The following is a 25,454-nucleotide window of genomic DNA, read 5'->3' on the forward strand; positions in this document are numbered from 1 at the left end:
GTTAATCATAGATTTCGACCCCGCTTTCGTCGTCTCCGAACAGCGTCGGACCGCGACGCCGACACACGAACGTTCACGCTCGGGGCCACGGAGTTCGCGTGGCGTGGAACCCGCGTATGCAGCGATATGTTCGTCTCCTACAGTTAAAAATTCGTAAAAAACGAAAGAAGGCACGCGTCTCGGGAACTTTTCACCGAGCGTTCGCGAATCTCGAACGCCTCGAAGCTCGGTCGACGGGACCGTGCGTCAGACGATTCGGTTCCACGGCGTCCCGTCGTCGTCGAGGCGCCCGAGGTTCGTCTCGACGAGCTCGGCGATCCGGTCGCCGTACGTGACCGCCTGGGCGGCCGCGTGAGGCGTGACGATGACCTCCTCCATCTCCCAGAACGGCGAGTCCGCGGGCAGCGGTTCGTCGTAGAACACGTCGAGGGCCGCGCCGGCGATGTCGTCGCCCTCCAGCGCGTCCACGAGCGCGTCCTGATCGACGATCTCGCCGCGGCTGACGTTGACCAGGTAGGCGTCCTCGCGCATCGCGTCGAGGACGTCGGCCCCGACGAGTCCGCGCGTCGCCTCGGTGAGCGGCGTCGTCAACACGACGAACCGCGCGTCAGCGACGGCTTCTTCGATGCGAGAGGCGTCGTAGACGCGGTCGAGACCCAGCCCCGAGACGGGTCTGATGTCGACGCCGTCGACGTCCATCCCGAGGACGCCGAGCCGCGTCGCGGCGCTCCCGCCGAGTTCGCCGAGGCCGACGACGCAGGCGCTGGACCCGCTCACCTCGAAGGGTCGGCGCCACGGGAGGCGCTCCCACTCGCGGGCGGCCTGCTTGTCGCGGTAGCGGTGGAAGCCCTTCGCCAGCGAGAGCACGAGGCCCGTGACGCTCTCGCCGACGAGGTCGCCCGCGACGCCCGTGCTGTTCGTCACCGTGATCCCCCGCTCCTCGTAGGCGTCCAGCGGGAAGTCCTCGTAGCCCGAGCGGATGTTGTGGACCCACCGGAGGCCCGATTCGAGGAACTCGTCGTGGTGATAGAGCGTGACGACCGCGTCGAAGGCCGCGAGGTCGTCGGTCTCACACAGTTCGAACTCGCAGTCGGGGAGGGACTCCGAAAGGAGATCGCGGAGGTGGTCGGGCGGACACGGGTGCGTGCCCCAGTCGTGGATGCCGATGCGCTCGATCGACGTGTCTCGGGCCATACCCCAGCCACCGCACGACGGAAAATAGTTCCTTGGTTCGGGGACGCCGACGGTCGGCGTCGGACGCTCAGCGGTTCAGCGTGTGGATCGCCTGGCCCTGCGCGTTCTCGGCGGCCTCCATCACGGCCTCGGCGAGCGTCGGATGCGTGTGGACCGTGCCGGCGACGTCTTCGAGCGTCGCGCTCATCTCGACGGCGAGGGCGACCTCCGCGACGAGCTCGGAGGCGTTGGGGCCGACGAGCTGGCCGCCCAGGACGATGCCGCTCGCCTCGTCGGCGACCACCCGGACGAAGCCCTCGGACTCGTTCATCGAGAGCGCGCGACCGCTGGCCCGCAGCGGCATCTCGCCGACGACGGGCTCGAAGCCCTCTGCTTCGGCCTCCGTCTCGGTCAGCCCGACGGTCGCGATCTCGGGATCTGTGAACACCGCGGCGGGGATCGCCTGCTGATCGAGCGCGTCCGGCTCGCCCGCGGCGACCTCGGCGGCGACGATGCCCTCGGCGCTGGCCGCGTGCGCGAGCATCGGCTCGCCCGCGACGTCGCCGATCGCGAAGACGTTCTCGACGTCGGTCCGGGCGCGGTCGTCGGTCTCGACGAAGCCGTTCTCGTTCGGCTCCAGGCCGATCGACTCCAGTTCCAGGGTGTCGGTGACGGGCTGGCGCCCGACCGCGACGAGGACGGCGTCGCCGGCGTACTCCGACACCTCGCCGTCTTCGGTCTCGGTCGAGACGACCACGCCGTCGCCCGCCTCCCCCCAGGCGGTCGCGCCCTCGCCGAAGTGGAACTCGACGCCGAGGTCCTCGGCGCGCGAGCGGACGATCCGCTTGATGTCGTCTTCGTACGTCGGCAGCACGTCGTCCAGCATCTCGACGACGGTCACGTCGGTCCCGAGCTTCGCGAGCATCGTCGACAGCTCCATCCCGATGTAGCCCGCGCCGACGACGACGAGGCTGTCCGGGACCGACTCCATCTGGAGGAGTTCCGCCGAGGAGAGCACCGGCTCGTCGTCGAAATCGAAGCCGGGGATCCGGAGGGGGCGGGACCCGGTCGCGATGATCGCCTGGTCGAACTCGACGGTCTCCATTCCCTGGCCCTCGCCGCCGTGGGCGATCCGCGCGGTGTGTTCGTCCTCGAAGGCGGCCGTGCCCTCCAGGAGCGCGACGCCGTTGGCCTTACAGAGCTTCTCGACGCCGCTCGTGAGCTGGTCGACGACGCCGGACTTCCACTGCTGCATCTGGCGCATATCCACTGCGGGGTCGGCGTGGATGCCCAGTTCCTCGGCGTTCGCGGCCTCGTGTGCGACGTCGGCGCCGTGGATGAACGCCTTCGAGGGGATGCAGCCACGGTTGAGACAGGTGCCGCCGTAGGCGTCCTTTTCCACCAAGGTCGTGTCAAGTCCGAGCTGTGCGCCGCGGATCGCGGCGACGTACCCGCCCGGTCCCGCACCGATGACGAGGAGGTCCGTCGCCGTCGCGATGTCGCCCATTACCATACCCGACTCCTCTCGGCCGCGAATCAAAAAGCCATCCGTCTGCGGTCGGGCGCCGGGGGAGGTCCGGGCCTACTCCAGGAGGAGCCGCGTCGGGTCCGCCAGCAGTTCCTTGACGCGGTTCGAGAACCGCGCGGCGTCGGCGCCGTCGACGAGGCGGTGGTCGACCGACATCGAGAATCGCATCGTCGTCCGCGCGAGGACCTCGTCGTCGACGACCCACGGGCGCTTCTTGATCGGGCCCATCGCGAAGATGGCGGCCTCGGGGTGATTGATGATCGGCGAGGAGTACTCGCCGCCGATGACGCCGATGTTCGTGATGGTGAACGTCCCACCCTGCATCTCCTCGGGCTTGATCTTCCGACTCCGGGCCCGCGTCGCGAGGTCGTCGATCTCGCGGGCCAGCTGCTTGAGCCCCTTCTGGTCGGCGTCGTCGACGACGGGGACCATCAGCCCGGCGTCGGTCGCGACCGCGATGCCGACATTGTACTCGTCGTGGAGGACGATCTCTTCGGCCTCCTCGTCGAGGCTGGCGTTGAGGTACGGGTACTCTTCGAGCGCCGACGTGATCGCCTTCACGACGAGCGGGAGGTAGGTGAGCTTCACGTCCTCGCCGGCGGCCGCATCGAGCTCCTCGCGCAGCGAGACCAGATCGGTCGCGTCGAACTCGTCGTGGTGGGAGACGTGCGGCGCGGTATACTTCGAGCGGGCCATCTGCTCGCCGATCGTCCGCCGGACGCCGCGGTAGGGGACGCGCTCGCCGGGGCGGTCCGAGCGGTCCGCCTCGCCGCCCGCGCTCGCGGCGTCGGCCGAGGTGTCCGCTTCCGCCGTCGACGCCACGGCCCCCGCCTCCGTTGCGGATTCGGTCGTCGCCGACGCGTCGGCGCCCGATTCAGCCGCCTCCTCGGCCGCCGCTTCCCCCCCGCGCTCGGCGAAGGCCCGGACGTCCTCGGGCGTCACGAACGGCTCGCCCTCCCGCTCCTCGCTGGCGGGCACGGCGTTCAGATCGACGCCGAGCTCCTCGGCCAGGCGCCGCGTGGCCGGCATCGCCAGCGTCCGCTCGCGGTCGGCGCTCTCGCCCGTGACGGCGACCGGCGCTCTGCCAGCACCCCCCGAGTCGTCGCTCCCGACGACGCCGTCTGTTGTCTGCGCGACGCTCGCCGTATCGCCGCCCGATTCAGCCGCGCTCGCTCCGGCCGCCGCGGCTGTCCGGCTCGCTTCGGCCTCGCCCTCGGCGTGCGCTCGGACGTCCGACGCGGTCACGCGACCGCCCGGCCCGGTGCCCTCGACGCCGCCGATGTCGACGCCGAGCTCTCGGGCGAGCGAGCGCGTACTCGGGGACGCGAACACGCGGCCGCTCGGGACAGAGGGCTCCTCGGCCCCGGCGGTCGATTCCGGCTCCGCGTCCGCGGCTGCGTGCGCGTCTGCCTCCGCGGCGTCGTCACTGCCTGCGGATTCGGTCGTCTCGTCGGCGTCCGTCGTCGACGGCTCGGCCGCCGATTCGGCCTCGCTCTCGGCGTCGGCGGTCCCGGCCGCTCCCTCCCCCTCGTCGACCTCGAAGGTCACGAACGTCGCGTCGACGTGGACGGTCTCGCCCTCGTCGTAGTGGAGTTCGGTCACGACCCCGTCGTACCGGCTCGGGATCTCCACGAGCGCCTTGTCGGTCTCGACCTCCGCGATGACCTGGTCTTCCTCGACGGGGTCTCCGGCCGCGACGAGCCAGGAGACGAGTTCGCCCTCGGCGATCCCCTCGCCGAGGTCCGGCAACTCGAAGGTGCGTTCTACCATACCGACCGGTCGACGCACAACCCTTTCAGTATTTCCCTGCGGCGTCGGACGGGGGGAAGCTCAGTCCGACAGCGCCCGCTCGATCCCGTCGCGGATCCGCGGCGGGTGCGGGAGGTAGAAGTCCTCCATCGAGAGCAGCGGGACCTGGGTGTCGAAGCCGGCCACGCGCTCGATCGGCGCCTCCAGATACATCAGCGCCTCGTCGTTGATCCGCGCGACGAGCTCGCTCCCGACGCCGAGCGTCCGCGGGCCCTCGTGGACGACGACGCAGCGGCCGGTCTTCTTCACCGACTCCGCGACCGTCTCGGTGTCCATCGGCGAGATCGTCCGGAGGTCGATCACCTCGGCGTCGACGTCGCCGTCTTCGACCGCCTCCAGCGTCGGCGGCATCATCGCGCCCCAGCCGACGACGGTGACGTCAGCGCCCTCGCGGCGGACCGCCGCCTCGCCCAGCGGCACCTCGTGGTCGCCCTTGGGGATCTCCTCGCGCACGGAGCGGTAGATCCGCTTGGGCTCCATAAACAGCACCGGGTCGGGGTCGCGGATCGACGCCGTGAGCAGGCCCTTCGTGTCCGCGGGCGTGCTCGGCACGACCACCTTGAGCCCGGGGATGTGGGCGTAGGCGCCCTCCAGGCTCTCAGAGTGGTGTTCGAGCGCGCGGACGCCCGCCCCGTACGGCGTCCGCACCACCATCGGGGCGGTGAGTTCGCCGCGGGTCCGCCAGCGGATCCGGCTGGCGTTCGTGACGAGCTGGTCGAACGCCGGCGGGAGGAAGCCCGAGAACTGGATCTCCGCGACGGGTCGGTAGCCGTACATCGCCATCCCGGTCGCGCCGCCGACGATCGCGATCTCCGACAGCGGCGTGTCGACGACGCGGTCGCTCCCGAACTCCTCGAGGAGGTCGTCGGTGGCGCGGAAGACGCCACCGCTCTCGGCGACGTCCTCGCCGAAGACGACCACCCGGTCGTCGCGTTCCATCTCCCCGTGCAGCGCGTCGTTGACCGCCTGAACGATTGTTGCCTGCATCGTCATCCCTTGGGCCGCTGTTCGATGTGGTCGTACATCTCGGGTCGCTTTTCTAACAACGCCTCGAACGCCTCCCGCTGTCGGGAAAGCTCCGGCGGGAGCTCGTCGTAGACGTGCGCGAAGATCTCGGCGACCTGCCGCTCTTGCATTTCGTTGGCCGCCGCCAGCGCCGCGTCGAACTCGGCTTCGACGTCCTCGACGACGGCGTCGTGGTCGATCTGGGACCACAGCCCCTCCGACTTCAGGAAGGAGCGATAGCGCTCGATGGGGTCGTTTTCCTCCCAGGCTCGGACCTCCTCGTCCTCGCGGTAGCGCGTCGGGTCGTCGCTCGTGGTGTGGGCGTCCAGCCGGTAGGTGACCGACTCGACGAACACGGGCGTGCCGTTCTTCACCCGCTCGCGGGCGGTCTGGACCGCGTCGTAGACCGCGAGGACGTCCTGGCCGTCGACCCGGATCGCGTCGATGCCGTACGCCAGCGCCTTCTGTGCGAGCGTCTTCGCGCCGGTCTGTTCGTCGACCGGCATCGAGATCGCGTACTGATTGTTCTGGCAGAAGAACAGCGCCGGCAGCGAGAGCGCGCCCGCGAGGTTGATGCCCTCGTGGGCCGCGCCGGTGCTCGTCGCCCCGTCGCCGATGTACGCGGTCGCGACGGCGTCGGCGTCGTCCAGCTGCATCCCCCACGCCAGTCCGGCGACCAGGGGGACGTGCGAGCCGATCGAGATCGCGATCTGGGAGTTCTGTTTCGCGAACGCCTGTTGACCCTCCTCGATCCCGCGCCAGAAGCGAATCGTGTCGTCCATCGACGCGCCGCGCATAAACATCGGCGTCCACGCGCGGCCGACGTACAGCCAGTCCTGCGGTTCGAGGGTGAACGCGCTCCCGACGATGCTCGCCTCCTGCCCGCGGGTCGAGCCGAAGGTCCCCAGCTCGCCGCGGCGCTGGATGTTCACCATCCGCCGGGAGAACACCCGATCGGTCACCATCCAGCGGTAGAGGTCGCACAGTTCCTCCTCGGAGAGGTCGGGGACCACCTCGGGGTCGTAGGACCCGTCGGGCTCGACGATCTGGTGGGTGGGCACCGCGAGGTCCGCCTGGCTCAGGACCGCCACCTCTCCGTCGCCGTTGCCGACAGCCGACGGTACTCGCCTGTCTGATGCTCTGTCGCTCATTCGACGGCGGATGTGTTTCGTGGGCCCGGTAATAAAATCGCGGGTGCGCGGCCGTAGACGTCGGTGCCGCCGCCGGCGGTCTCCGCGCGCGCGGAATCGGCACCACGATTTATGTGGACCCGCTCGGAGTATCCGGATATGACGATACTGACAGCGGTCGACGGCGAGACGACCCCGAGCGAGGCTGTCGAGCGGGGCGCGGAGCTGGCGGCGGCGCTCGGCGTCGAACACGTCGTGCTCCACGTGATGCCGCAGGACGTCTTCGAGGAGTTCCGGTCGGCCGCCGGCGGCTCGTCGGGCCGAGCGGTCACGACGCCGGCCTCCTACGGGGGCGGCGACGCCCGGCCGCACCAAGAAGTCGACGAGTACACGATCGAGGATGGAGAGCGCCACGCGACGGGCGTCGCCCGCGACGTCGTCCGCGGGACTCTCGACGATCCCACCGACACGGTCCTGATGGGTCGCGTCGGCGGGCCCGTCGAGGAGATCCTGGCCGAGGCGGACCGGCGCGAGGCCGACTACCTCGTCATCGGCGGCCGGAAGCGCTCGCCCACGGGGAAGGCCCTCTTCGGGAGCAAGACCCAGTCGATCCTGCTCTCGGCCGACCGCCCCGTGGTCGCCGTGATGGCCGACGAATAGTCCGGCGGCTGACTGTCTTTTTCGCCCGGCCGTCGTCGAAACCGGCCGGAACGCATCACCCGATACGTAGTTTTATGTACCATCGAATCTTTCCCTTTCGATAATGGCATTTGATAGCATACGCCGTCGGTCGTTCCTGAAGGCCGGCGCAGCGACGGGCACCGTCGGACTGACAGGCCTCGCCGGATGCTCCGGCATCACGGGCGGCGGGACGCCCAAACTCGGGCTCGCGTTCACGGTCCCGGTCGAGAACTTCGGCTCGTTGTTCGCGATCGAGGAGATCCGGAACGAGCTCACGAACGTCGGCTCGGAGTACGAACTCAGCGTGACGAGAAACGAGAGCACGCCGGACTCGCTGAACGCGATGGCCGCCGGCGAGGTCGACCTCGCGCTGCTCTCGACGGTGAGCTACGCCTCGGCGGTCACTCAGGAGGCCGTCCCGGGCAACATCTCGATGGTCGCTACCGACTTCTGGGACGCCCACCCCGAGTGGTACGGCTTCACGATCTTCTCCCGGGCGGACTCGGACATCACCCAGATCTCGGATCTGGAAGGAAAGAACGTCGGCGTCAACGCCCGGGGGACGGGGACCCACGCAGTCCTCCGGAAGGGCGCGCGGCAGGCGGGCTTCGAGTACGGGAGCGACGCGCAGATCGTCGAGCTACCGTTCCCGACGTTCGTCTCCGCGCTCAAGGACGGCCGGCTCGACGCCGGGATCTTCCCCGCGCTGTTCGCCGTCTCGGCGCGTTCGGAAGGCTTCAACGCCGTCTATTCGAGCCAGGACCTCTGGGACGAGGCCTACCCGTTCGCCTTCACGGTCGCCTCCAACAACTCCATCGACCAGAAGTCCGAGGCCATCGGCGCCTGGGGCGAGGACCTCGCCGAACTTGTCGAGTACTCCTACAACAACCGCTCGCGAGTCGTCTCGCTGGCCGCGGAGCACTTCGGGCTCCCGGAGCCGGTGGTCGACGGGTTCTTCCTCAACCACAACGACTATTACCGACAGGACATCACCATCGATTATCAGCGTCTCCAGTTCGCGATGGACGAACTCGTCAACCTCGGATTCCTCGAAGAGAGCTTCGACGTCAAGCAGTACGCGACCAACGAGTTCGTTCCCTCGAACTGAGTTCCGGTCCGACGGTCGGAGCGGCCATCCCGCGGCGTGAGCCGCACTCGCAGCCGCGGACGCCGCGAGCCGGTCCCGGATCGTCGCGAGGCGCCGCCGGCGAACGAACGCATCGCGCGGGAACGCAGAGGCACCCCAGACACCCCCGCGTGATCGGCTTTCGGCCGAAAACCCACCCCCGGCGGTCGACCGCTGACCACCGGCCGCCACCCACGCTTTCTCGCTGTCGCTCCGGCGTCAGGGTAGGTCTGCCCGCACCGACTCGTAGGCCCGCCGGAGCTCCGCCGACTCGCCGTCTGTGAGGTCCCACTCGTGGATCGCCGCGACGCCGCCGGCATCGAGGTCGACCGGGACGCCGAGGGAGACGTCTTCGAAGCCGTATTCGCCGTCGAGCGGCGTCGACAGACAGAACGTCCAGTCCTCGCCCGCGGGCTCGACGCCCGCCGTCGTTCCGTCTATCGGGACGTCGCCGTCCGCGGCGGCCATCGCGCGGACCACCCGCGAGACGCCCGCGCTCGTCACCCACCGCGACGTCTCGTCGACGCCGCGCTCCTCGGCGATGTCGAACGGGATGTCGCGGACGTACTCCATCAGCTCTGTGCGCTCGGACTCGGTGACGTCGAGCGGATCGCCGTCGACGCGAGCCCGGCTGAAGACCGCGACCATATGCTCGCCGTGTTCGCCCATCATCGGGCAGTAGACGTCGTTCCGGTGACCGTCGACGAGGTCGGCGATGCCGTCGGCCATCCGCGCGGTCTCCGAGAGCGAGTAGCCGATGAAACACCGCCGCGGCCACTCCAAGAGGGTATAAAAGTGGTAGACGATCCGATCGATCGGGTTCGTCACCACCAACAGCGGCGTCGGATCCAGGGACCGGAGGTCCTCGGCGACGTCACGGACGATCGAGAGGTTCCGCTCCAGTTCGGCCTCGCGCGCGCTCGGGTCGGTGGCGTCGTCGGGCTGTGGCGCCGCGGCGTTGAAGACGAGCAGGTCCGGGTCCAGTTCCCCGAGTTCGTCGGGCGTCGCCGAGCGGATCGTCCCCACGGAGTCCGCGTCGTGGCCGGGCACGGCGCCCGGCGCGTGCGCGAAGTGGTAGCTCGCGTGTTCGATGTCGGTCCCGTGGGCCCACGCGGCCCCCTCGTCGATGTCGACGAGCGAGACGTCGACGCTCGGGGCCAGCCCCGACAGTGTGTACGCCACGGTCGTCCCGATCGTGCTCGCGCCGCCGATGATCGCAACGTGCATACCCGGACCTCGCCGCTCGGACACAAGTAGATTGTCCCGGGGACTCCCGAAGTCCCCCGAAGGCGCCCCGTTCAGTCGCCCTTGTCGACGTAGACGATGCCGTCGTCGACGACGACGTCGTAGGTGGGGACGCGGATGCGGTCGTCGCCGATGTGGATGCCCGTCTCTAACTCGAAGGACCAGCCGTGCCAGGGGCAGGAGATGATGTCCGTGTCGCTGTACTGTTGGTCGACGCGCTTGCCCGTGCCTTTGAATTCGCCGACCAGTTCTTTCTGGACGTTGCCCTTACAGACGGGGCCGCCGTCGTGGGGGCACTGATTGCGGATCGCGTAGAACTCTCCCTCTGCCCGGATTACGCCGACTTCCGTGCGGCCGACCTGGATGATTTCCGCGTCGCCGTCCTCGAACTCCGAGGCGGGCCCGACCTCGACCAGATTCTCCGAGTCGCTCATATCTCGAACACCTCCAGGGCGTTGCCGCCGAGAATCGACCGGCGCTCGTCGTCGTCGAGCATCGGGAGTTCGTTGATGATCGAGGGGCTGTCGAAGTCCCAGTGGGGGTAATCGGAGGCATAGAGCAGGCGGTCGGTGCCGATCATATCGAAGCACAGTTCCAAGAGATCGTTGCGCGCAGAGACCTCCAGCGGTTGGGTGCCGAAGTAGAAGTCAGTGATGTACTCGCTGGGACGCGTATCCAAGAGCGGCGCTTCCTCGGGGCGTTTGAGGTACTCCTCGTCGAGTCGACTCACGAGCCCGGGGATGTAGGTGACGCCAGATTCCATAAAGACGATGTCGAGGTCGGGGTACTTCTCGGGGACGCCCTGGCAGGCGACGCTGACGATCTGGGACATGTTCGACTCCAGGAAGCCGAGCGTGTGGGTCTCGATCATCTCCTGGTAGCCCGCGCGGACGTACTCGTCGAGACCCGATCCGCCCGTGTGATAGACGACGGGGAAGTCCATCTCCTCGCAGCGCTCGTAGATCGGGTCGTACTTCCGATTGCCGAGCGGGGGGCTCGCGCCCGCGGTGACGAAACACGCGCCGACGTAGGCTTCCTCGTCTTCGACCCGTTCGAGGATGTCGAGGGAGGCTTCGACGTCGCCGTAGGGCATCGGGGCGAGGCCGTAGACGCCCTCGTCGGGGTCCAGGACCTCTTCGAGCATATACTCGATGTAGCCCTTGGTGAACGCCTGAATCCGCTCGTCGTCGGCGGTGACGCCGCCCATCGCGAGGATGAGATGCGAGATCTGCAGTGAGATATCGATATCGAGGAAGTCCATTCCCTCGGTGACGCGCTCGGGGTCTTCGGGTTCTTCGGGGTAATTCGAGTGTTCGCGCAAGACCTTCCCGTAGTTCTGCCGATCCCCCGTCGACGTCGGGAAGAACGAACTGAGGTTCTGCTTCACGCCGGCGTCGTCCCATTTGCTGTTCTTGTACTTGGTGTACCAGGGCTCGGGCATGTACTCGGCGACCTCCTTGAACGAGTCCTGGTAGTGCCAGTCGCAGTCGACGACGAGCTCCGACTCGGCGTCGATCATCGGTCTCCCTCCCGCTCACCTACCGTCGCGCTCGCGACCGCTGGAGGGCGTTTCGACTCCGTCCGAACGTGCCTGGGTATGGCTGGCATACGGACGTATCTTTGATGGACGACCATTTATGTTTTTGCGCTAGTACGCGGGCCGCCGGCGGGCGAAGAGAACGGGCGGCGAAACGAGAGACGGGGAGGGAGACGTCAGGTCCAGTGTAGGAGTCGGCTGCGGGCGACCCGGAGCAGTCGGTCGAGGGCGATCCCGATGAGCATGATCGCGATGATCGCGGCGTAGACCTGGGTGGACTCGAACGACCGGACGCCCGCGATCTCTAAAGCGCCGAGGCCGCCGCCGCCGGCGACCATCTCGAAGACGAAGGTGATGATGAGCGACAGCGGCATCGCGATCTGGAAGCCGGTCAGGATGCCCGGCAGCGCGGCCGGCATCACGACCCGCCACAGCAGGCGGCGGTCGTTCGTCCCCATCATCTTCGCCGACCAGATGAGGTTCGTCTCGACCTGGCGGGTGCTGTCGCGGGCGTTGACCGCGACGGGCCAGAACGTCCCGACCGCGACCATGATGATCTTCGAGATGTCGCCGATGCCAAACCAGAGCATAAACACCGGAATCAGGGAGATGATCGGCACCGGGTACCCGATCTTGATGATCGGATCGAAGAACCAATCGACGAGGTCGTTCCGCGCCGACAGCACGCCGACGACGACGCCGAAGACCGTGGCGATGGCGAGTCCGACGAGCGCGCGCATCAGCGTGAGATACGCGTTGTAGAGCATCTGTCCGTTGAGCGTCAGCTCGACGAACCGCAGGATGATGTCCGAAAGCGGCGGGAGGAAGTAGTAGTGAATCAGTCCGAGCTGGGCGACGGCCTCCCAGAGGACCAACACGATGACCAGCGAGTACACCGACTTCGCCATCTCGACCGCCTTCGAGAGATCGAACCGCGGGTTCGCGTCGGCGGTCACGTCCATGCCAACCACCTCTCTCTGACCTCCTCGAAGAGGCGGACGGCGATGAAGGCGACCGCCGAGATGACGACGATGTTGGCGAACATCCGCGGGTAGTTGCCGATCTGTCCGGAGGTGAGAATGAGGTATCCCATCCCCTGATTCGACGCGATGAGTTCGGCGCTCACGAGGGCGATGAACGCGATCGGGACGGCCTGTCGGACCCCCGTCAGGATCTCGGGGATCGTCGCCGGAAAGACGACCTTGAGCAGGACGTCGCGGCCTTCAGTCCCCATCATCTTCGCCGACCAGATGAGGTTCTGGTCGACGTTGCCGGCGGCGTTGTACGCGTTGAGCACGATCGGGAGGAGACACGCGAGGAAGACGATGAGGATCGCGGTCTTCGTCCCCACGCCGAGCCACAGGATCGCAAGCGGCACCAGGGCGGTCTTGGGGATCGGGTAGGTCATCGCGAGGAACACGTCGAAGAAGTTCTCGATGGGGTCCGAGCGCGCCATCCCGATTCCGAGGAGGACGCCGACGATGATGCTCAAAGCGAGACCCACGAGGACGCGGAACAACGAAATGAAGAGGTGCGAGAACACCTGGCCGGTGACGAAGAGGGCGACGATCTCGCCGGCGACCATCGCCGGTGCGGGCAGGACGGCGGTCGCGACGATCGCGCCGCTGACCAGGTCCCATAGGACGACGACGATCGCCAGCGGGATCCAGTCGACGAGCGTCTGCGCGGCGCGCTGCAACGGCGCCGGGAGCCCTTCGATGCGTCGCGAGGTCGCGTATCGCACGGTTACAGGGTCACCTCTGTTTTCGTCTCCTCGTGGAGGGATTTCCAGACGGTGTTCTTGTACTCGGCGAAGGCGTCGGACGTGACGATATCCTCACGCGATCCCGAGCGATCGAGGTCGACCTCGGTGACGGTCTTTTTCGTCCCGGGGTGACGCGTCATGATCATCACGCGCTCGGAGAGGTAGACCGCCTCCTCGACGTCGTGGGTGATGAACACGACGGTCTTTTCGAGGTCGCCCCAGATGTCGAGCAGTTGATCCTGGAGCGACTCCCGGAGGGGCTGGTCGAGCGCGCCGAAGGGCTCGTCCATCAGCAGGATCTTGGGCTCGTACGCGAGGGTCCGCGCGAGCGCGACGCGCTGTTTCATCCCGCCCGAGAGCTCCTTCGGATACTTGTCCTCGAAGCCGTCGAGGTCGACCATGTCGATGTACTGCTGGGCGATGCTCTGGCGCTCCTCCTTGGGAACGCCGTCCTCTTCGAGGCCGTAGGTGACGTTCTCGAAGACGGTCCGCCAGGGAAACAGCGCGTAGTCCTGGAAGACGACGCCCCGGTCCGTGCCCGGTCCCTGGATCGGGTTGCCGTCGACCGAGATGGCGCCGCTCGTCACGTCGAGAAAGCCCGCGATGAGGTACAGGAGCGTACTCTTCCCGCAGCCGCTGGGACCGACGACGCTGACGAACTCGCCGCCGTCGACCTCGAACGAGAGGTTCTCGATCGCCTTCGTTCGCTCTGCGCCCTCGCCGTACACCTTTTCGAGTTCGGAGATCGTGACCCGTCCGTCCATCAATACCACACCTCTGTTCTGGTGCGTCGAGCGTTCCGGTTCGTCGCGTGTTCGCCGTCGTCGCTGTCGTTCGTGATCATATGAACCTCCGTGTGTACCGCGCCGTGTCCCGTGTCCCCTCGCGCCGGCGGTCGCAAAGCGAAGACATCACCGACATCGCACCACCGGAGTACCGGACGAGATCCGCACGTATGACACGTTCAAGTGGTCGAGACCGCTATTGCTACCACGTAACACGATGTCGATACGGTCACCATCGTACAAAAACCTTCCTTCCGGCGCATCGTGTGCCGCGCCGCGGCGATTCTGTCGTGGTATGTTAGAAGATTAATACAGATTACAAATTTCGATACTGTTTTAGTTAACAAAGTATTATACAATTCAGAAGCTATTCCAGTCCAATTTGCGGTCGAAAATATAGAAACAACTTTTCTAAGTTTATTCAATGACTCGCTTTCTTCCCTGTCGCCGTCGATTACACGCCGATCCGAGACCGCGATTCCGACGGCCCCGCAGCCACCATCGTGCTTTTTTATGGTTGGTATGCTACCTTCACCTATGTACAGTGACATCCTGCTCGCGACCGGCGGCGAGGCCGCATCGGACCGGGCGACGGACCACGCGATCCAGCTGGCGGCCCACCACGACGCCACGCTGCACGTGCTCTACGTCGTCGACAGCGACGTCTACGACGCCTACAGCGGCGACGAGTACGTCGACGAGCGCGAGGGCCCCGAACACGGGCTCGAAGAGGTCGGCGAGGAGGCGGTCGGGGCGGTCGCCGACCGCGCGCGGGACGCGGGCGTCGCCGTCGAGACGGCGCTCCGACACGGGCGCCCGCCCGAGACCATCGTCGAGTTCGCTCGCGAGACCGACGTCGACCTGGTCGTGATGGGGACGCGCCGCCGCCCCGACGAGTACCGGAGCCTGCTCGGCAGCGTCACCGACCGCGTCCTTCGGCTCGCCGAGATGCCCGTCACCGTGGTCAAAACCCCCGTCGAAGCCGTCGAGGGGTAGTCCACCCCGCCGGCGACCGTGGGCCCAGAGGTCCGCACCGCGGCTTTTTTGCGAGCGCGACGGAAACCGTGCGACGATCCTCCCCGATGATAGACATTCTCCCCTCCAGACGACAGTTTCTCGGCGCCATCGCGGCGTCGTCCCTGGTCGCGACCGCCGGCTGTCTCGTAGTGATTACTCTCACTGTTTACCGCCGAACGCCACCCCCGGTGACAGCGTTCGGCGGGAAGAGACGAGAGTAATCACTATCAGTTCGTTCGACGGACGCACAGACGAGGCCGACGAGACCACCCTCGCGCTCGCGCTCTCGCGGTCCGGCGACACGCTCCGGGACTCGTTCGTCGTCGACCTCGCGGATACGACCCCCGACTGGGACGAGGCCGCGTTCGAGGCCGTCCTCGACGGCGAGACGTACACGACCCAGCACCGGAAGCCGTTTTTCGCCACTCCCGATGATCCCGTCTACGCGAGGCGGGACGGGACGTACTACCGGCTCGGATCGATCGTCGTCGGCGAGGCCGAGGCGGTTCACCCGGTCCTCCGTCTCCGACGGACGACGCCGACGCCGAGGACGGAGCCGACGCCGTCGCGGCCGAAAGCCTCCCCGAGGGCGACGCGACCGCGGTTCGGATCGCGCAGATGGCGACCCGGGCCCGCGGGAACCCCGGCGGCGCGCCGTGGGGGCTCGTCGAGCGCGGCGGCTTCGTCTACCGGGGAACCGATCGGATCGAGTCGAGCGAACTCCTCGCGGACGAGCCGGCGTACGTCACCTATCGCGACCGGCGGTACGCAGTCGAGATCTCGCGGGAGACGTTCTACGAGCCCATCTACCGCGCCGTCGCGGAGCCGGTCGCCGACTCGCCCGCGGAAATGGAGGCGATCCTCCGGGCGAGGTTCGTCGACGCGCGCTTCGACCGCGCCGACCTCTCGGCCGGCGCCCGCGACGTCGTCGACGCGGCCCGCCGGGACGCCTACGAGGAGTCACATCCCTACTCGGCGGCGTACCGGGAGCTCCTCCGGGCGATGCACAAGCGGGCCTACCTCGACGGCAACATCAGGAAGGACGCCGGCGTCGACGACGAGGGGCGGACGCTCCTCCGCTACGACGGCGTGAACTACGACTATCGCCTCGCGTTCAGGGGGGCTCGGTCCTGACGGGCGGCGGTCGATCCCGACGGAGTAGTCGCATCAGGTATCCCTGATCTCGAACCGCGCGCCGCCGAGTGCGCTGGCGTCTGTGACCTCGATCTCCCAGCCGTGTCCGGCGACGACCTGGCGGACGCTCGCCATCCCCAGTCCGACGCCCGTACCGTCCGGCTTCGTCGAGAACCCCGGCGCGAACAGTTCCTCCCTGATCGATGGATCGACGCCGGGACCGTCGTCCTCGTAGAAGAACCCGTCTTCGAGCGGGCCCATCCGGACGGTGACGTCGTCGTCGCCGTGCTCGATCGAGTTCCGCAAGAGGTTCTGGAGGAGCCGGTGGAACGCCTCGGGGTCGGCCTCGATCTCGACGGGGTCGACGACCTCGTATGACGCCCCCGCGCCCGGGTCGGCCGTCGCCCACACGTATTCGAGGGCTTCCTCGACGGCGATCGGCTCGGGGTCGGCGACGACCTCGCCGTTCCGCAGGGTCTCGGCGAGGTCCGTTCTGAGCTCGTCGATCCGGTCGACGGCGTCGATGGCCCGCTCGATGTGCGCCTCGTCGTCGGTTTCGAGCGCGAGTTCGAGCCGGCCCCGGGCGGTCGCGATCGGCGTCTGGAAGTCGTGGGAGATGAAGCTCGCGAAGTCGTCGAGCCGGTCGTGCTGCCGCCTGAGCTCCCGCTCGCGCTCCCGCCGGGCCGTGACGTCCCGCCCGGAGACGACGATCGCGGTCACGGCCCCCTCGTCGTCTGTGACCGGCCGGAAGATCCCCTCGACGAAAACCGAGTGGCCGCCCGGAACGGGGTGTTCGCTCTCGAATTCGACGTACGCTCCCGAGGCCGCGCGTTCGATCCACTCGTCGACGTCCGGCCGCGACGTCTCGGACCACCACGGCGTCTCCCGGAACGCCGTCCCGATCAGCTCCTCGCGCTCGGCGTCGACGTACTCCAGTGCGGTGCGGTTGACGTCCCTGACCGTCCCGTCGGGCGCGAGCAGTCCCACGAGGACGTTCGGGTCCTCGAAGATGGCGCGGAACCGCCGCTCGCTCCGCTCCAGTTCGGCCTCCCGCTCTTTGAGCGGCGTGATGTCCGTGATGAACCCTTCGAGCACCCGTTCTGTCTCACCGTCGACGGCCGTGAGCTCGGCCGCGCTCGGCGGCCGCTCGGTGATCCGTCCGCGCTCCCACATCCACTTGATCGAGCCGTCGGCGGCCACGACCCGATAGGTACACTCGAAGGGCTCGTCGTCCTCGATCGCCTCCTGGACGATCTCCCAGGTCCGCTCGCGCTCGTCGGGGTGGAGGACGTCCGCGCCCCACCCGACGTCCCCGGACTGGAGTTCCTCGGGCGTGTATCCGACGAGGCGTTCGGTCTCGCCCGCGACGTACTCCATCGGCCACCCGGACTCGTTCCGGCACCGATAGATCATCCCCGGGAGGTTGCTCACGAGCGTCTCCAGGCGTCGCTTGCGGTTGTTCGCGGTCCGCTGGGACCGGAGCCGCTCGACCGCGTGCTCGATGCGGTTCGCCAGCAGCTCGAACTGTTCGGTCCCGCGCTGCTTCTGGAGGTAGTCGGTGACGCCGGCGGAGATGGCGCGGCTCGCGACCTCCTCGGACCCCTTGCTCGTGAAGAGGATAAAGGGGAGATCCGGATAGCGCTCCCGCACCGTCTCGAAGAAGTCGATGCCGGTGGTCGCCGTGAGGTCGTGATCGGAGACGACGCAGTCGATCCGCTCGGCGTCGAGACGGGCGAGGGCGTCCTCGACGGTGTGGGCCGACTCGACCGTCAGGCCATCGCCGTGTCTCGGCAGAAACGCGGCGGCCAGGTCGGTGAACTGGGGATCGTCGTCGACGTGCAGAACCCGGATCCCCCGGATCCCCGAAGCCATAGACGATCCGTTCACGGGCGAGCGTATTAGAGATTTCTCGTCGCGACGACAGTTACGTGCTGGATCGACCGTGACGGTCGGCCCGGTCGCACGGGAGATCGAGGTCGGCGGCGGCCGCCTCCAGCGCGTCGAGCCGCTCGCGGAGGTCGGCTCCGAAGTCGGGGTCGTCGAGCCACGCGAGGCTCCGGCGGGCCGTCGCCAGCGATCCCCGGAACGCGCTCTCGGTCAAACAGATCCCCGTTTCGGCGTCGGCGACGACCGCGCCGCGTCCCAGGTCGACGACGGTCTCGGCGAGTCTGAGGACTTCGAGTGTGGTCTCTGCGACCGTGAACGGAACGGTGGCGGCCCGCTTCCGGTCGCGCGCCGTCGACTCCCCCGACCCGCTCCCGAACAGTTCGTCGACGACGGCGGCGTCCTGGTCCGCGAGCGCGAGGAGCGTCACGCGGTGGCGTTCGAGCGCCGCACGGCAGTCGGCGAGGCGCTCTGCGTCCCGGTCCGGAACGTCGCCCGCCGAGTGGACACAGCACATCTCACAGAGCGCGGCCCCCATCGCTCCCGAGACGGCGAGCGCCGTCCCGCCCGCCGGCGCGACGCGCTCGGCGGCGATCCCGCCGGCGAGGTCCGCGACGGTCCGCTCGGTCGGGTCCATCACCCCCCAGTTGTTCGAGCGCGGTTTTGAGGCTGTCGGGTCTCGGGGAGTCGCACGTACTGTGAGAGACAAACTCAAGGAGATCCGTCCCCACCCGACCGTCGGCCTCCCCGCCGATATTGACAGATATTTGGTAATTATCAAGCCGTCCGGCGTCCCAGAGTCGGGTATGACGTCAGATCACCGTGACCACGCGGGAGGCTACGCTCGCCCGAGCATCTCTTTCGACGGGGCGTTCGACTCGCCCGCGAACGTCTGTCTCGTCGTGCTCGACTCCGTCAGGGCGGCGAACTGCTCGCTGTACGGGGCTCGACGGGAGACGACGCCGTTCCTCGCAGAACTGGCCGGGGAATCGACCGTCTACCACCAAGCACGCGCGCCCTCGAACTGGAGTCTCCCGAGTCACGTGAGCCTCTTTACGGGGCTCGAAACCCACGTCCACGAAGTCACCGTCCACGACCGCCTCGAACCCGGACACACGGTCTTCGAGGAACTCGCCGGAGAGTACGGGTACGCGACGGGGCTGTTCACCGAGAACGGGTTCGTGGCACAACACGAGGTCGGGCTCAACGGGGCCTTCGAGACGGTCCGATCGACGCCAGAGGAGTACGCCGACGAGTACCGGACCAGCGCGATCAACCCCGGGCCGAACGGATTCTACTACGCGGATCGGTTCCTCGAGTGGATCGACGACCGCGGGGACGGTCCGTGGGCCGCCTGCGTGAACCTGATGGACGCACACCGACCGTTCGAGCCGGTGGACCGATACGACCGGTGGGGCGACGACCGGGCCCGAGCGCTACAGGCCGACCTCGACGTCCGATGGGAGTGGGACTTCCACACCGGCGAGGAACCGATGTGGGCCCTCCGCGGACTGGAATCGCTCTACGACGGGGCGATCAGACAGGTCGACGCCGTCGTCGAACGGCTCGTCCGCGGGCTGCGGCGGCGGGGCGTCCTCGACGAGACGCTCCTCGTCGTCTGTGCGGACCACGGCGACGGGTTCGGCGAACCGGGACGCCTCCCCGACGAACCGACCGCGGTGTCTCACATCGTCCCGATGTCGGAGGCGTTGCTCCACGTCCCGCTGCTCGTGCGGCACCCCGGGACGGACCGACGGCGCCGGGACGTCGTGCGACCGGCGTCGCTGACGCAGTTTCCGCAGATCGCGCGCCGGGTAGCCGATGGCCGCCACGTTCCGCCGGACGCCTTCGTCCCGGTGGGGCCGGTGGTCGCCTCGAAGCAGCCCGTCACCGCAGATCTCCGCGACCGCTACGAAGAGGTATCGGACCCCGAGCGGTTCTTCGCTCCGAGCAGGGCGGTTTACACCCCGGCGTCCGGTCCGGCGACGACGCCCGAGTCGCTGTCGGGCATCGTCAGGAAGACCTACCACTGGGGATCCGACACCTGCGAACTCCTCGTGATGGACGCCCAATCGGTGTCGCGACCGCGGGGGCACGCGGCCCCAGAGACGGCTGCTTCCGGGACTCCGAGCGCGGACGGCGGTGTGACTCCCGACGACCGTGGCAGCCCGGTGTCGGATCGTCGCCGCGAGCGGATCGAGGCGGCGTTCGATTGGTTCGCCGAGGTGGACGTCGCCACGCCCCGCGAGGACCGATCGCTCTCTGCTGCGACCAAGGAACAACTGGCGTCGCTCGGGTACTACTGACGGACTCGGGCCCCGAGCCGCGGTGGTCAGTTCGTCGTGACGATCTCGACGACGTCGCGGTGGGCGAGTTCGTGGTCGGCGCCGACCTGACGGTTCGAGCGGCAGTCGATGCCGTGGAGGAGGCCGTCGCCGATGTCCGAGTGTAGGTGGTAGGCGAAGTCCTCGGTCGTCGAGCCCTCGGGCAGGACGAAGCAGTCGCGGAAGACGCCCTGGGTGTCGGCGCGGCCGTTCGCGCTCCCGGGGAAGACCGCGATGGCGCCCATCACGTCGAAGAGCGCCGATTCGAGTACGTCTTGGACGCCCGTGCCGTCGTACTCCGCGACGTACTCGCGGATCTGTTCGAGCCCCGTCGCCTGCTCCTCGGAGGGGTCGCCGACGATCTCGAAGGTCGACGCGCCGGGCTGGTAGTCGACGACGTCAGCCTCGTCGGCCTTCTTGAGCGCCTTCTCCGCGTGCGCGCTCGTGGGGACGAAGGTGAGGTGGTCGTAGTCGGGGTCGGCGGTGATCTCCGCGTAGTTCTCCTGGGCCGCGTCGGTGTCCATCTTGTTCGCCGCGATCACGATCGGCTTGGTCCGCTTCCGGATCTCGCGGGCGACGCGCGCTTTCGTCTCGTCGTCCCACTCGTCGGGGTCGAGGCCCGCGCCCGTCGACAGCAGGACCTGCTTGATCTCGTCTTTGTTCGTCTTGAACGCCGACATCTGCTCTGCGAGGTCCTCTTCGACGTTCGCCTCCTCGCCGTGGTAGCCCGAGCGGTAGCGTTCGAGCCCCTTCTCCAGGATGTCGAGGTACCACATATCGAGCTCCTCTTCGAGAAAGTCGATGTCGTCGCGGGGGTCGTGGCCCTCCGTGGGCTCGCCCTCGATGTCCGTCGTCCCGGAGAAGTCGACGACGTGGACCAGGACGTCGGCCTCGTTGAGGTCGGTCAGGAACTGATTGCCGAGGCCGTTGCCCTCGTGGGCGCCGGGGATGAGCCCCGCGACGTCGACGAGCTTGACCGGGACGAACCGCGTGCCGTCGTCGCAGAAGCCCACCGAGGGCGTGCAGGTCTCATCGAACTCCGGGGCCGCGCAGTCGACGCGGACGTACGCTTCCCCCACCGAGGGATCGATCGTCGTGAAGGGGTACGCGCCCTCGGGCACGTCGTTCATCGTCGCCGCGTTGAAGAAGGAGGACTTGCCGACCGAGGGCTTGCCGACGAGTCCGATCTTGTAGCTCATTGGGTCACGACAACCCCTCGCCGGTCAAAAGGCGTGCTATCTATGCCCGCGCTGTGACGTGATCACATAGCTCAGCGTGACCGTGCGGCGATGGCGTGACGGTCGCGCGCGGGTCGCTTCGGCCCCATCCACCGCGGGGTATTTGCCTGACGCGCACGCACTGGCGGGTATGACAGAGACGGGAGACGGGGACGACGGCGCGTCGTCCGCTGACGCCGACATCGACGGCGAAGGCGGCGCTGCCGACCCGGACGCCGACACTTTCGGCGTCGGGATCCACGTCACCGAAACGGAGTTCCAGTTCGTGGTCCACGTGCCCGCCGACATCGACTCGGGCTGGTCCGATCCCGACGCGTTCCAGCGGCTCGTCGAGCGGACGGTCTGGGAGCGATTGGACCGGGAGGCGACGCTCCGGCGGATCGCGAAGGAGGCCGAGACGGGCGAGACGGTCACGCTCGGGCGCGTCTCGCTCCGCCCGGACGGGACCGTGACCGACGCCGACTTCCGGGAGACCGCGGTTCCAGCGTGACCGACGCGCTCGAAGACGTCGTCGACGCGGCGCTCCGACGGGCGCTCGTCGACGGGACCGACGCCCGCCGGTACTTCGCTCTCGCGGGGGCGCTCCACCGTGCGGGCGCCGGCGCGGAGGCGGACTCGCCGTCCGCGGAGTCCGTGAGCGTCGACCGCGCGGGCGCGGCCCTCGTGAGCACCGTCGCCATCCGGGCGCTCTCTGCCAGCCCGCGAGACGGCATCGACGCCGGTGCCTGGGTCCCGGGCGACACCGACCCGCACGAAGAGCTGGTCGTCTCGGGGGCGCGGCTCGCCCGCCGACGCTTCGACGTCGACGCCGCGACCGTCGCGGCTGCGGCCGGCGTCGATCCCGTCAGGGTCGTCGACGCCGAGGCGTCGCGGTGAACTGACTGACAAAAACGAACCGCGCGGAGTGTCGGAGAGCCGTTCGATGGGGATTCAGGGAGTCATAGTGATTACTCTCGTCTCTTCCCGCCCAACGCCGTCACCGGTGGTGGCTTTCGGCGGTAAACAGCGAGAGTAATCACTATCAGTCAGGGATCACGGAGTATACATCTCGACAGGCGCGGATCAGAGTCGATTCGGGACTCATATCAGTTCGTGAATACCCGAAACGGGTTTATATAACCTCTAGAATATGGGGTTGTAGACGAGGCTACGCCGTTGTTTAGTGCAAGAATGGGGCCGGAGGGATTTGGAACCCCCGACCTCGCCGCAGTAATGCGATTACTGCGGCTCGGTTGCGCTTCGCGCGGGAGACGCTGAAAGAATCCAGCGCCTTGACCTCCAGAGGATGCCTGAGCGGTCCCAACAAATGGAGTTCAACCCGACCGAAGACCGTGACCCGAGCGAAGTAACGCCACTACAGAAAGCCCGACGCGACTTTCTGCAATACAAACAACAAACCCAGAAGGCCTCTACCGCGCGAGCCTACAAGTATCCCACCAAGGATTTCATCGAATACTGCGAGAACGTCGGCGTCTCAGTCACCGGCGACATATCCAAACGGAACATCACGAAGTGGATTGACCAGCGCCGCGAAGAAGTGAAGCCGGTCACCGTCCACAACAACGCGAAACACCTCCGCGTCTTCATCAAGTGGATGGCTCACCGCGAGTTAGTCGAATGGGGGCTTCACGAGAAAATGGAGATACCAGACGTTCCCGAAGACGAGGACGTGAACCAACAGGTTCTCCGAGAGGGGCACGCCGAGAGTGTGCTGCAATATCTCGATACGTACCACTACGCAAGTATCTATCACGCCCTCTTCTACACGATGTGGCATACGGGCTGTCGGATCTCTGGGGCTATTGCACTCGATCTCAACGACTTCGAACCCAGTCCACACGACGACAGTATCCTCAAGTTCCGTAACCGCCCATCCGAAGGAACCCCACTGAAGAATAAGAACAAGAGCGAACGAGACGTAACGATCTCGGACGGACTGGCGAACGTCCTCTCCGATTACGTTAATTCACCCCGAGAGAGTCGTGAGGACGACTACGGGCGCGAACCACTGTTCACCGTTCCGAGTGGCCGACTCTATCGACAACGGGCGTACAAGAACATAGTCGCCCTCACTCGACCGTGTGTTAGCGGCGGGAAGTGCCCCCTGAACCGAGAGATAGAGTCGTGTGAGGCGGCACAGGACAAAGAACAGGCCCCTTCCTGTCCGGACTCCGTCTCTCTCCATCCAGTACGGAAGGGGTCTATCACGAATCACATTAACGAGGGATGGCCGAAGGAACCGCTATCGGAACGTGTTGATGTGTCCGTGGAGGTACTGGAGAAGCACTACGACTTCCGAACGAACGAGCGGAAGCGACAGAATCGGCGGGAGTTCCTTCACGAATAGGTCCGCAGAGAAGACTATATCAACAGCGTCTGATCCCGCTGGATTGGAATAAACACCTCTCTCATCTTTTCAGTCGTTTTTGAGGGCGTCAAGTAGATTGATCTTAGCCCGATACCCGGCCTCTTTGTTAGTATGTTCAATTGTGATTCCTTTGGCATACTGATAGACTGCTCCGTCAAGTCGGTCAGTATAGGCCAGAGTAACGTCGGTGAAATATCCAATTATAAATGTCACGACGCCTGACGAAATGAGAGCCAGCACCCACTGATCCGGGAGCAAGATTACTGTTCCGACTGGAAGCCCGGAGTACAAGAATAGCGATCCCAGATAGTACTCCGTTCTAAGGCTATTCTCGGTGAGGTATGCGAGGATTCCTACGATCCCCAGTAATAATCCAACATCAGCATAGACGCCGAACCAGAACCCGACATTCGATCTGGTTGCCACGTGGGCGACAAGTGCCAGTGAATTGGCGAAGGCTGTTACTCGGCTAACATAGTGACGTTCTATGAGAATACCTACAAAGATAAGTCCGAGTTGGGGAAGCGCCAAAGCGAGCGCGGGAGGCAAATTTTCCGTGAACATCTAACGTTGGCGTTGTCTTCATTTTAATTAAATTTCAGGTATTGACTGGATCGTTTTCTTTCCTGCCGATGATAATACTTAGTAAAGAAAATCGAGCGACGGAGAAACCACTTGAGAAAAGTATAACTCGGAGTTATTGGCTATGGAGTCTGTTCTCGAATAGTCCCTCACCGGCGAGAACGCGCCGCTGGTTCTATCTTTATTCGCTTATATTCAGACGGGTTCTCAACCAGACTAAACGCTACAGGCCGAACTGCCGGGTCCACACCTCGGAGTGTTTTGGAACAATAGTGACAACCATATAATAAAAATACTACTCACCGATTAACCGAACGACATTAGAAGCGGGGGGAAGGGGCAGTCACAATTTATAAGTAAATTAAAAGAAAGCACAAATCAAGATGGCACGTCCGTTCCGTCTTTTTAGCGTCTATGACTTCTTCAGCGTCTTTATACCGGGATTGGCCACACTCTTATCATTCTACCTGCTTCTCCCAAAGCCCATTACAATAGGTATAATAGCGGCTGTAATTCCGATCCTTGTCCTTTCTTTTGTTTTCGGTCAGGCTTTACACGCTCTTTCAGCGTTGTTTGAGAGCAAATTCTCAAACTGGACTCGAATAATGAGTCACCGAGATCACTTCGGGCACAAATTGGCTAATCCGGATGAAAGAGAGCAGAGAATTATTAATAGGTTCAAAAAGGAATGCGGGTTTATGCTTGGAGATACAGATATAATGAAACAAACTGATCAATTAACTAAGGACGAATGGAAAAAACTCTATCCAATTATCCAGAGCCACGTGTACCAGACCCAAAGCGGAAGATCTCAAACATTCCAAGCGATATATGCGTTTTCCCGCAGTATGTTAGTTCTGCTAACTGGATTGCCTATACTGTATCTGATACACTATTTTTTCCGTACCGTTATTCCTCGGGTTGATAGAGATCCGAAGTACCTACTATATTTTCCCTCATTTTGGGACTTTATTGAGGTAGCCATACCGCTTTGTATATTAGGGGCGCTTCTATTTGCCTACTCATCATACTCCTATAAGAGATATTCAGTCGATCACATCGGGTTAGAGGAAGTGTCTGCTTTGGGAGGATGTGCAACCAACCGAAGCAGACAGCGAGATAG

At 65.7% G+C, this 25,454-nt stretch carries 25 protein-coding genes; 9 read left to right on the forward strand and 16 right to left on the reverse strand.

Translation table 11 applies throughout. From position 1 onward, the window contains the following. Nucleotides 1-246: 246 nt before the first annotated feature. The 5 genes from ACQUQ0_RS12215 to ACQUQ0_RS12235 all read right to left on the reverse strand — a co-directional run bounded on the left by ACQUQ0_RS12215 (nt 247) and on the right by ACQUQ0_RS12235 (nt 6,666). Entirely contained in the window at nt 247-1,194 is a 948-nt protein-coding gene (locus ACQUQ0_RS12215) for an NAD(P)-dependent oxidoreductase (protein WP_435185375.1), read from the reverse strand. A gap of 67 nt (nt 1,195-1,261) precedes the next feature. After that, nucleotides 1,262-2,686: a dihydrolipoyl dehydrogenase gene (gene lpdA, locus ACQUQ0_RS12220; protein WP_435185377.1), complete on the reverse strand. Its 1,425-nt coding sequence runs from the start codon at nt 2,684-2,686 to the stop codon at nt 1,262-1,264. 69 nt (nt 2,687-2,755) lie between these two features. Then, nucleotides 2,756-4,471: a 2-oxo acid dehydrogenase subunit E2 gene (locus ACQUQ0_RS12225; RefSeq protein ID WP_435185379.1), complete on the reverse strand. Its 1,716-nt coding sequence runs from the start codon at nt 4,469-4,471 to the stop codon at nt 2,756-2,758. Between the two features lie 60 nt (nt 4,472-4,531). Next, entirely contained in the window at nt 4,532-5,497 is a 966-nt protein-coding gene (locus tag ACQUQ0_RS12230) for an alpha-ketoacid dehydrogenase subunit beta (protein ID WP_435185381.1), read from the reverse strand. Between the two features lie 2 nt (nt 5,498-5,499). Then, nucleotides 5,500-6,666, reverse strand: a complete 1,167-nt coding sequence (locus ACQUQ0_RS12235; protein WP_435185382.1) for a thiamine pyrophosphate-dependent enzyme — start codon at nt 6,664-6,666, stop codon at nt 5,500-5,502. Nucleotides 6,667-6,804: 138 nt separating this feature from the next. On the opposite strand from ACQUQ0_RS12235, the gene ACQUQ0_RS12240 reads away from it, so the two are divergent. Beyond that, entirely contained in the window at nt 6,805-7,305 is a 501-nt protein-coding gene (locus ACQUQ0_RS12240) for a universal stress protein (protein WP_435185384.1), read from the forward strand. 103 nt (nt 7,306-7,408) lie between these two features. Beyond that, entirely contained in the window at nt 7,409-8,434 is a 1,026-nt protein-coding gene (locus ACQUQ0_RS12245; protein ID WP_435185386.1) for an ABC transporter substrate-binding protein, read from the forward strand. A gap of 237 nt (nt 8,435-8,671) precedes the next feature. Here the strand turns inward: ACQUQ0_RS12245 and ACQUQ0_RS12250 are convergent, their stop codons facing one another. The 6 genes from ACQUQ0_RS12250 to ACQUQ0_RS12275 all read right to left on the reverse strand — a co-directional run bounded on the left by ACQUQ0_RS12250 (nt 8,672) and on the right by ACQUQ0_RS12275 (nt 13,763). Then, nucleotides 8,672-9,679: a malate dehydrogenase gene (locus tag ACQUQ0_RS12250; protein ID WP_435185388.1), complete on the reverse strand. Its 1,008-nt coding sequence runs from the start codon at nt 9,677-9,679 to the stop codon at nt 8,672-8,674. Between the two features lie 71 nt (nt 9,680-9,750). Further along, on the reverse strand, nt 9,751-10,131 hold the full coding sequence (locus ACQUQ0_RS12255; RefSeq protein ID WP_435185390.1) for a Rieske (2Fe-2S) protein: 381 nt from the start codon (nt 10,129-10,131) through the stop codon (nt 9,751-9,753). Then, nucleotides 10,128-11,216, reverse strand: a complete 1,089-nt coding sequence (locus tag ACQUQ0_RS12260) for an amidohydrolase family protein (protein WP_435185392.1) — start codon at nt 11,214-11,216, stop codon at nt 10,128-10,130. The genes ACQUQ0_RS12255 and ACQUQ0_RS12260 overlap by 4 nt, the downstream gene beginning before the upstream one ends. A 194-nt stretch (nt 11,217-11,410) precedes the next feature. Then, nucleotides 11,411-12,196 (reverse strand): ABC transporter permease, encoded by a 786-nt coding sequence (locus tag ACQUQ0_RS12265; RefSeq protein ID WP_435185424.1) that lies wholly within the window; start codon nt 12,194-12,196, stop codon nt 11,411-11,413. Further along, nucleotides 12,187-12,978 carry an ABC transporter permease gene (locus tag ACQUQ0_RS12270; protein ID WP_435185394.1) on the reverse strand — a complete coding sequence of 264 codons (792 nt, stop codon included), beginning with the start codon at nt 12,976-12,978 and terminating at the stop codon, nt 12,187-12,189. The genes ACQUQ0_RS12265 and ACQUQ0_RS12270 overlap by 10 nt, the downstream gene beginning before the upstream one ends. Before the next feature lie 2 nt (nt 12,979-12,980). Next, the gene (locus ACQUQ0_RS12275) at nt 12,981-13,763 is read right to left on the reverse strand and encodes an ABC transporter ATP-binding protein (RefSeq protein WP_435185396.1); all 783 of its coding nucleotides are present in this window, start codon (nt 13,761-13,763) and stop codon (nt 12,981-12,983) included. Between the two features lie 558 nt (nt 13,764-14,321). Between ACQUQ0_RS12275 and ACQUQ0_RS12280 the strand changes: the two genes are divergently transcribed. Continuing rightward, complete coding sequence (locus ACQUQ0_RS12280; protein ID WP_435185398.1) at nt 14,322-14,780, forward strand: universal stress protein; 459 nt, start codon at nt 14,322-14,324, stop codon at nt 14,778-14,780. A 187-nt stretch (nt 14,781-14,967) separates the two neighbouring features. Here ACQUQ0_RS12280 and ACQUQ0_RS12285 read toward each other — a convergent pair whose 3' ends face one another. Continuing rightward, nucleotides 14,968-15,207: a hypothetical protein gene (locus tag ACQUQ0_RS12285; RefSeq protein WP_435185400.1), complete on the reverse strand. Its 240-nt coding sequence runs from the start codon at nt 15,205-15,207 to the stop codon at nt 14,968-14,970. Between the two features lie 212 nt (nt 15,208-15,419). Between ACQUQ0_RS12285 and ACQUQ0_RS12290 the strand changes: the two genes are divergently transcribed. Continuing rightward, nucleotides 15,420-15,935, forward strand: a complete 516-nt coding sequence (locus tag ACQUQ0_RS12290; RefSeq protein WP_435185401.1) for a hypothetical protein — start codon at nt 15,420-15,422, stop codon at nt 15,933-15,935. Between the two features lie 33 nt (nt 15,936-15,968). On the opposite strand, the gene ACQUQ0_RS12295 is transcribed toward ACQUQ0_RS12290, so the two are convergent. Continuing rightward, the gene (locus ACQUQ0_RS12295) at nt 15,969-17,807 is read right to left on the reverse strand and encodes a PAS domain S-box protein (RefSeq protein WP_435185403.1); all 1,839 of its coding nucleotides are present in this window, start codon (nt 17,805-17,807) and stop codon (nt 15,969-15,971) included. 52 nt (nt 17,808-17,859) lie between these two features. Continuing rightward, nucleotides 17,860-18,456 carry a cyclodeaminase/cyclohydrolase family protein gene (locus ACQUQ0_RS12300; RefSeq protein WP_435185405.1) on the reverse strand — a complete coding sequence of 199 codons (597 nt, stop codon included), beginning with the start codon at nt 18,454-18,456 and terminating at the stop codon, nt 17,860-17,862. Nucleotides 18,457-18,625: 169 nt separating this feature from the next. Here ACQUQ0_RS12300 and ACQUQ0_RS12305 point away from each other — a divergent pair, with 169 nt between their 5' ends. Beyond that, nucleotides 18,626-20,125, forward strand: a complete 1,500-nt coding sequence (locus ACQUQ0_RS12305) for a sulfatase-like hydrolase/transferase (RefSeq protein WP_435185406.1) — start codon at nt 18,626-18,628, stop codon at nt 20,123-20,125. A gap of 26 nt (nt 20,126-20,151) precedes the next feature. Here ACQUQ0_RS12305 and ACQUQ0_RS12310 read toward each other — a convergent pair whose 3' ends face one another. Then, entirely contained in the window at nt 20,152-21,342 is a 1,191-nt protein-coding gene (locus tag ACQUQ0_RS12310) for a redox-regulated ATPase YchF (protein ID WP_435185408.1), read from the reverse strand. A gap of 169 nt (nt 21,343-21,511) precedes the next feature. Here ACQUQ0_RS12310 and ACQUQ0_RS12315 point away from each other — a divergent pair, with 169 nt between their 5' ends. The 3 genes from ACQUQ0_RS12315 (at nt 21,512) to ACQUQ0_RS12325 (ending at nt 23,728) form a co-directional block, all read left to right on the forward strand. Then, complete coding sequence (locus ACQUQ0_RS12315; protein WP_435185409.1) at nt 21,512-21,871, forward strand: hypothetical protein; 360 nt, start codon at nt 21,512-21,514, stop codon at nt 21,869-21,871. Further along, nucleotides 21,868-22,257 (forward strand): hypothetical protein, encoded by a 390-nt coding sequence (locus ACQUQ0_RS12320; protein ID WP_435185412.1) that lies wholly within the window; start codon nt 21,868-21,870, stop codon nt 22,255-22,257. Before ACQUQ0_RS12315 ends, ACQUQ0_RS12320 begins: the two co-directional genes overlap by 4 nt. A gap of 430 nt (nt 22,258-22,687) precedes the next feature. Beyond that, nucleotides 22,688-23,728, forward strand: a complete 1,041-nt coding sequence (locus tag ACQUQ0_RS12325) for a tyrosine-type recombinase/integrase (protein WP_435185414.1) — start codon at nt 22,688-22,690, stop codon at nt 23,726-23,728. A 69-nt stretch (nt 23,729-23,797) separates the two neighbouring features. On the opposite strand, the gene ACQUQ0_RS12330 is transcribed toward ACQUQ0_RS12325, so the two are convergent. Beyond that, complete coding sequence (locus ACQUQ0_RS12330; RefSeq protein WP_435185415.1) at nt 23,798-24,313, reverse strand: hypothetical protein; 516 nt, start codon at nt 24,311-24,313, stop codon at nt 23,798-23,800. A gap of 401 nt (nt 24,314-24,714) precedes the next feature. On the opposite strand from ACQUQ0_RS12330, the gene ACQUQ0_RS12335 reads away from it, so the two are divergent. Then, the coding region (locus ACQUQ0_RS12335; protein WP_435185417.1) for a hypothetical protein at nt 24,715-25,454 on the forward strand (740 nt) is incomplete at its 3' end.

This window comes from Halobellus sp. EA9, assembly GCF_051195055.1.
In the GTDB taxonomy this organism is placed as follows: domain Archaea; phylum Halobacteriota; class Halobacteria; order Halobacteriales; family Haloferacaceae; genus Haloquadratum; species Haloquadratum rubicundus.

Excerpts from the sequence above, each read along its gene's own strand:
- ACQUQ0_RS12215 (WP_435185375.1), bottom strand. The coding sequence starts at position 1,194 with ATGGCCCGAGACACGTCGATCGAGCGCATCGGCATCCACGACTGGGGC.
- lpdA (WP_435185377.1), bottom strand. The coding sequence starts at position 2,686 with ATGGTAATGGGCGACATCGCGACGGCGACGGACCTCCTCGTCATCGGT.
- ACQUQ0_RS12225 (WP_435185379.1), bottom strand. The coding sequence starts at position 4,471 with ATGGTAGAACGCACCTTCGAGTTGCCGGACCTCGGCGAGGGGATCGCC.
- ACQUQ0_RS12230 (WP_435185381.1), bottom strand. The coding sequence starts at position 5,497 with ATGCAGGCAACAATCGTTCAGGCGGTCAACGACGCGCTGCACGGGGAG.
- ACQUQ0_RS12235 (WP_435185382.1), bottom strand. The coding sequence starts at position 6,666 with ATGAGCGACAGAGCATCAGACAGGCGAGTACCGTCGGCTGTCGGCAAC.
- ACQUQ0_RS12240 (WP_435185384.1), top strand. The coding sequence starts at position 6,805 with ATGACGATACTGACAGCGGTCGACGGCGAGACGACCCCGAGCGAGGCT.
- ACQUQ0_RS12245 (WP_435185386.1), top strand. The coding sequence starts at position 7,409 with ATGGCATTTGATAGCATACGCCGTCGGTCGTTCCTGAAGGCCGGCGCA.
- ACQUQ0_RS12250 (WP_435185388.1), bottom strand. The coding sequence starts at position 9,679 with ATGCACGTTGCGATCATCGGCGGCGCGAGCACGATCGGGACGACCGTG.
- ACQUQ0_RS12255 (WP_435185390.1), bottom strand. The coding sequence starts at position 10,131 with ATGAGCGACTCGGAGAATCTGGTCGAGGTCGGGCCCGCCTCGGAGTTC.
- ACQUQ0_RS12260 (WP_435185392.1), bottom strand. The coding sequence starts at position 11,216 with ATGATCGACGCCGAGTCGGAGCTCGTCGTCGACTGCGACTGGCACTAC.
- ACQUQ0_RS12265 (WP_435185424.1), bottom strand. The coding sequence starts at position 12,196 with ATGGACGTGACCGCCGACGCGAACCCGCGGTTCGATCTCTCGAAGGCG.
- ACQUQ0_RS12275 (WP_435185396.1), bottom strand. The coding sequence starts at position 13,763 with ATGGACGGACGGGTCACGATCTCCGAACTCGAAAAGGTGTACGGCGAG.
- ACQUQ0_RS12280 (WP_435185398.1), top strand. The coding sequence starts at position 14,322 with ATGTACAGTGACATCCTGCTCGCGACCGGCGGCGAGGCCGCATCGGAC.
- ACQUQ0_RS12290 (WP_435185401.1), top strand. The coding sequence starts at position 15,420 with ATGGCGACCCGGGCCCGCGGGAACCCCGGCGGCGCGCCGTGGGGGCTC.
- ACQUQ0_RS12295 (WP_435185403.1), bottom strand. The coding sequence starts at position 17,807 with ATGGCTTCGGGGATCCGGGGGATCCGGGTTCTGCACGTCGACGACGAT.
- ACQUQ0_RS12300 (WP_435185405.1), bottom strand. The coding sequence starts at position 18,456 with ATGGACCCGACCGAGCGGACCGTCGCGGACCTCGCCGGCGGGATCGCC.
- ACQUQ0_RS12305 (WP_435185406.1), top strand. The coding sequence starts at position 18,626 with ATGACGTCAGATCACCGTGACCACGCGGGAGGCTACGCTCGCCCGAGC.
- ACQUQ0_RS12310 (WP_435185408.1), bottom strand. The coding sequence starts at position 21,342 with ATGAGCTACAAGATCGGACTCGTCGGCAAGCCCTCGGTCGGCAAGTCC.
- ACQUQ0_RS12315 (WP_435185409.1), top strand. The coding sequence starts at position 21,512 with ATGACAGAGACGGGAGACGGGGACGACGGCGCGTCGTCCGCTGACGCC.
- ACQUQ0_RS12325 (WP_435185414.1), top strand. The coding sequence starts at position 22,688 with ATGGAGTTCAACCCGACCGAAGACCGTGACCCGAGCGAAGTAACGCCA.
- ACQUQ0_RS12330 (WP_435185415.1), bottom strand. The coding sequence starts at position 24,313 with ATGTTCACGGAAAATTTGCCTCCCGCGCTCGCTTTGGCGCTTCCCCAA.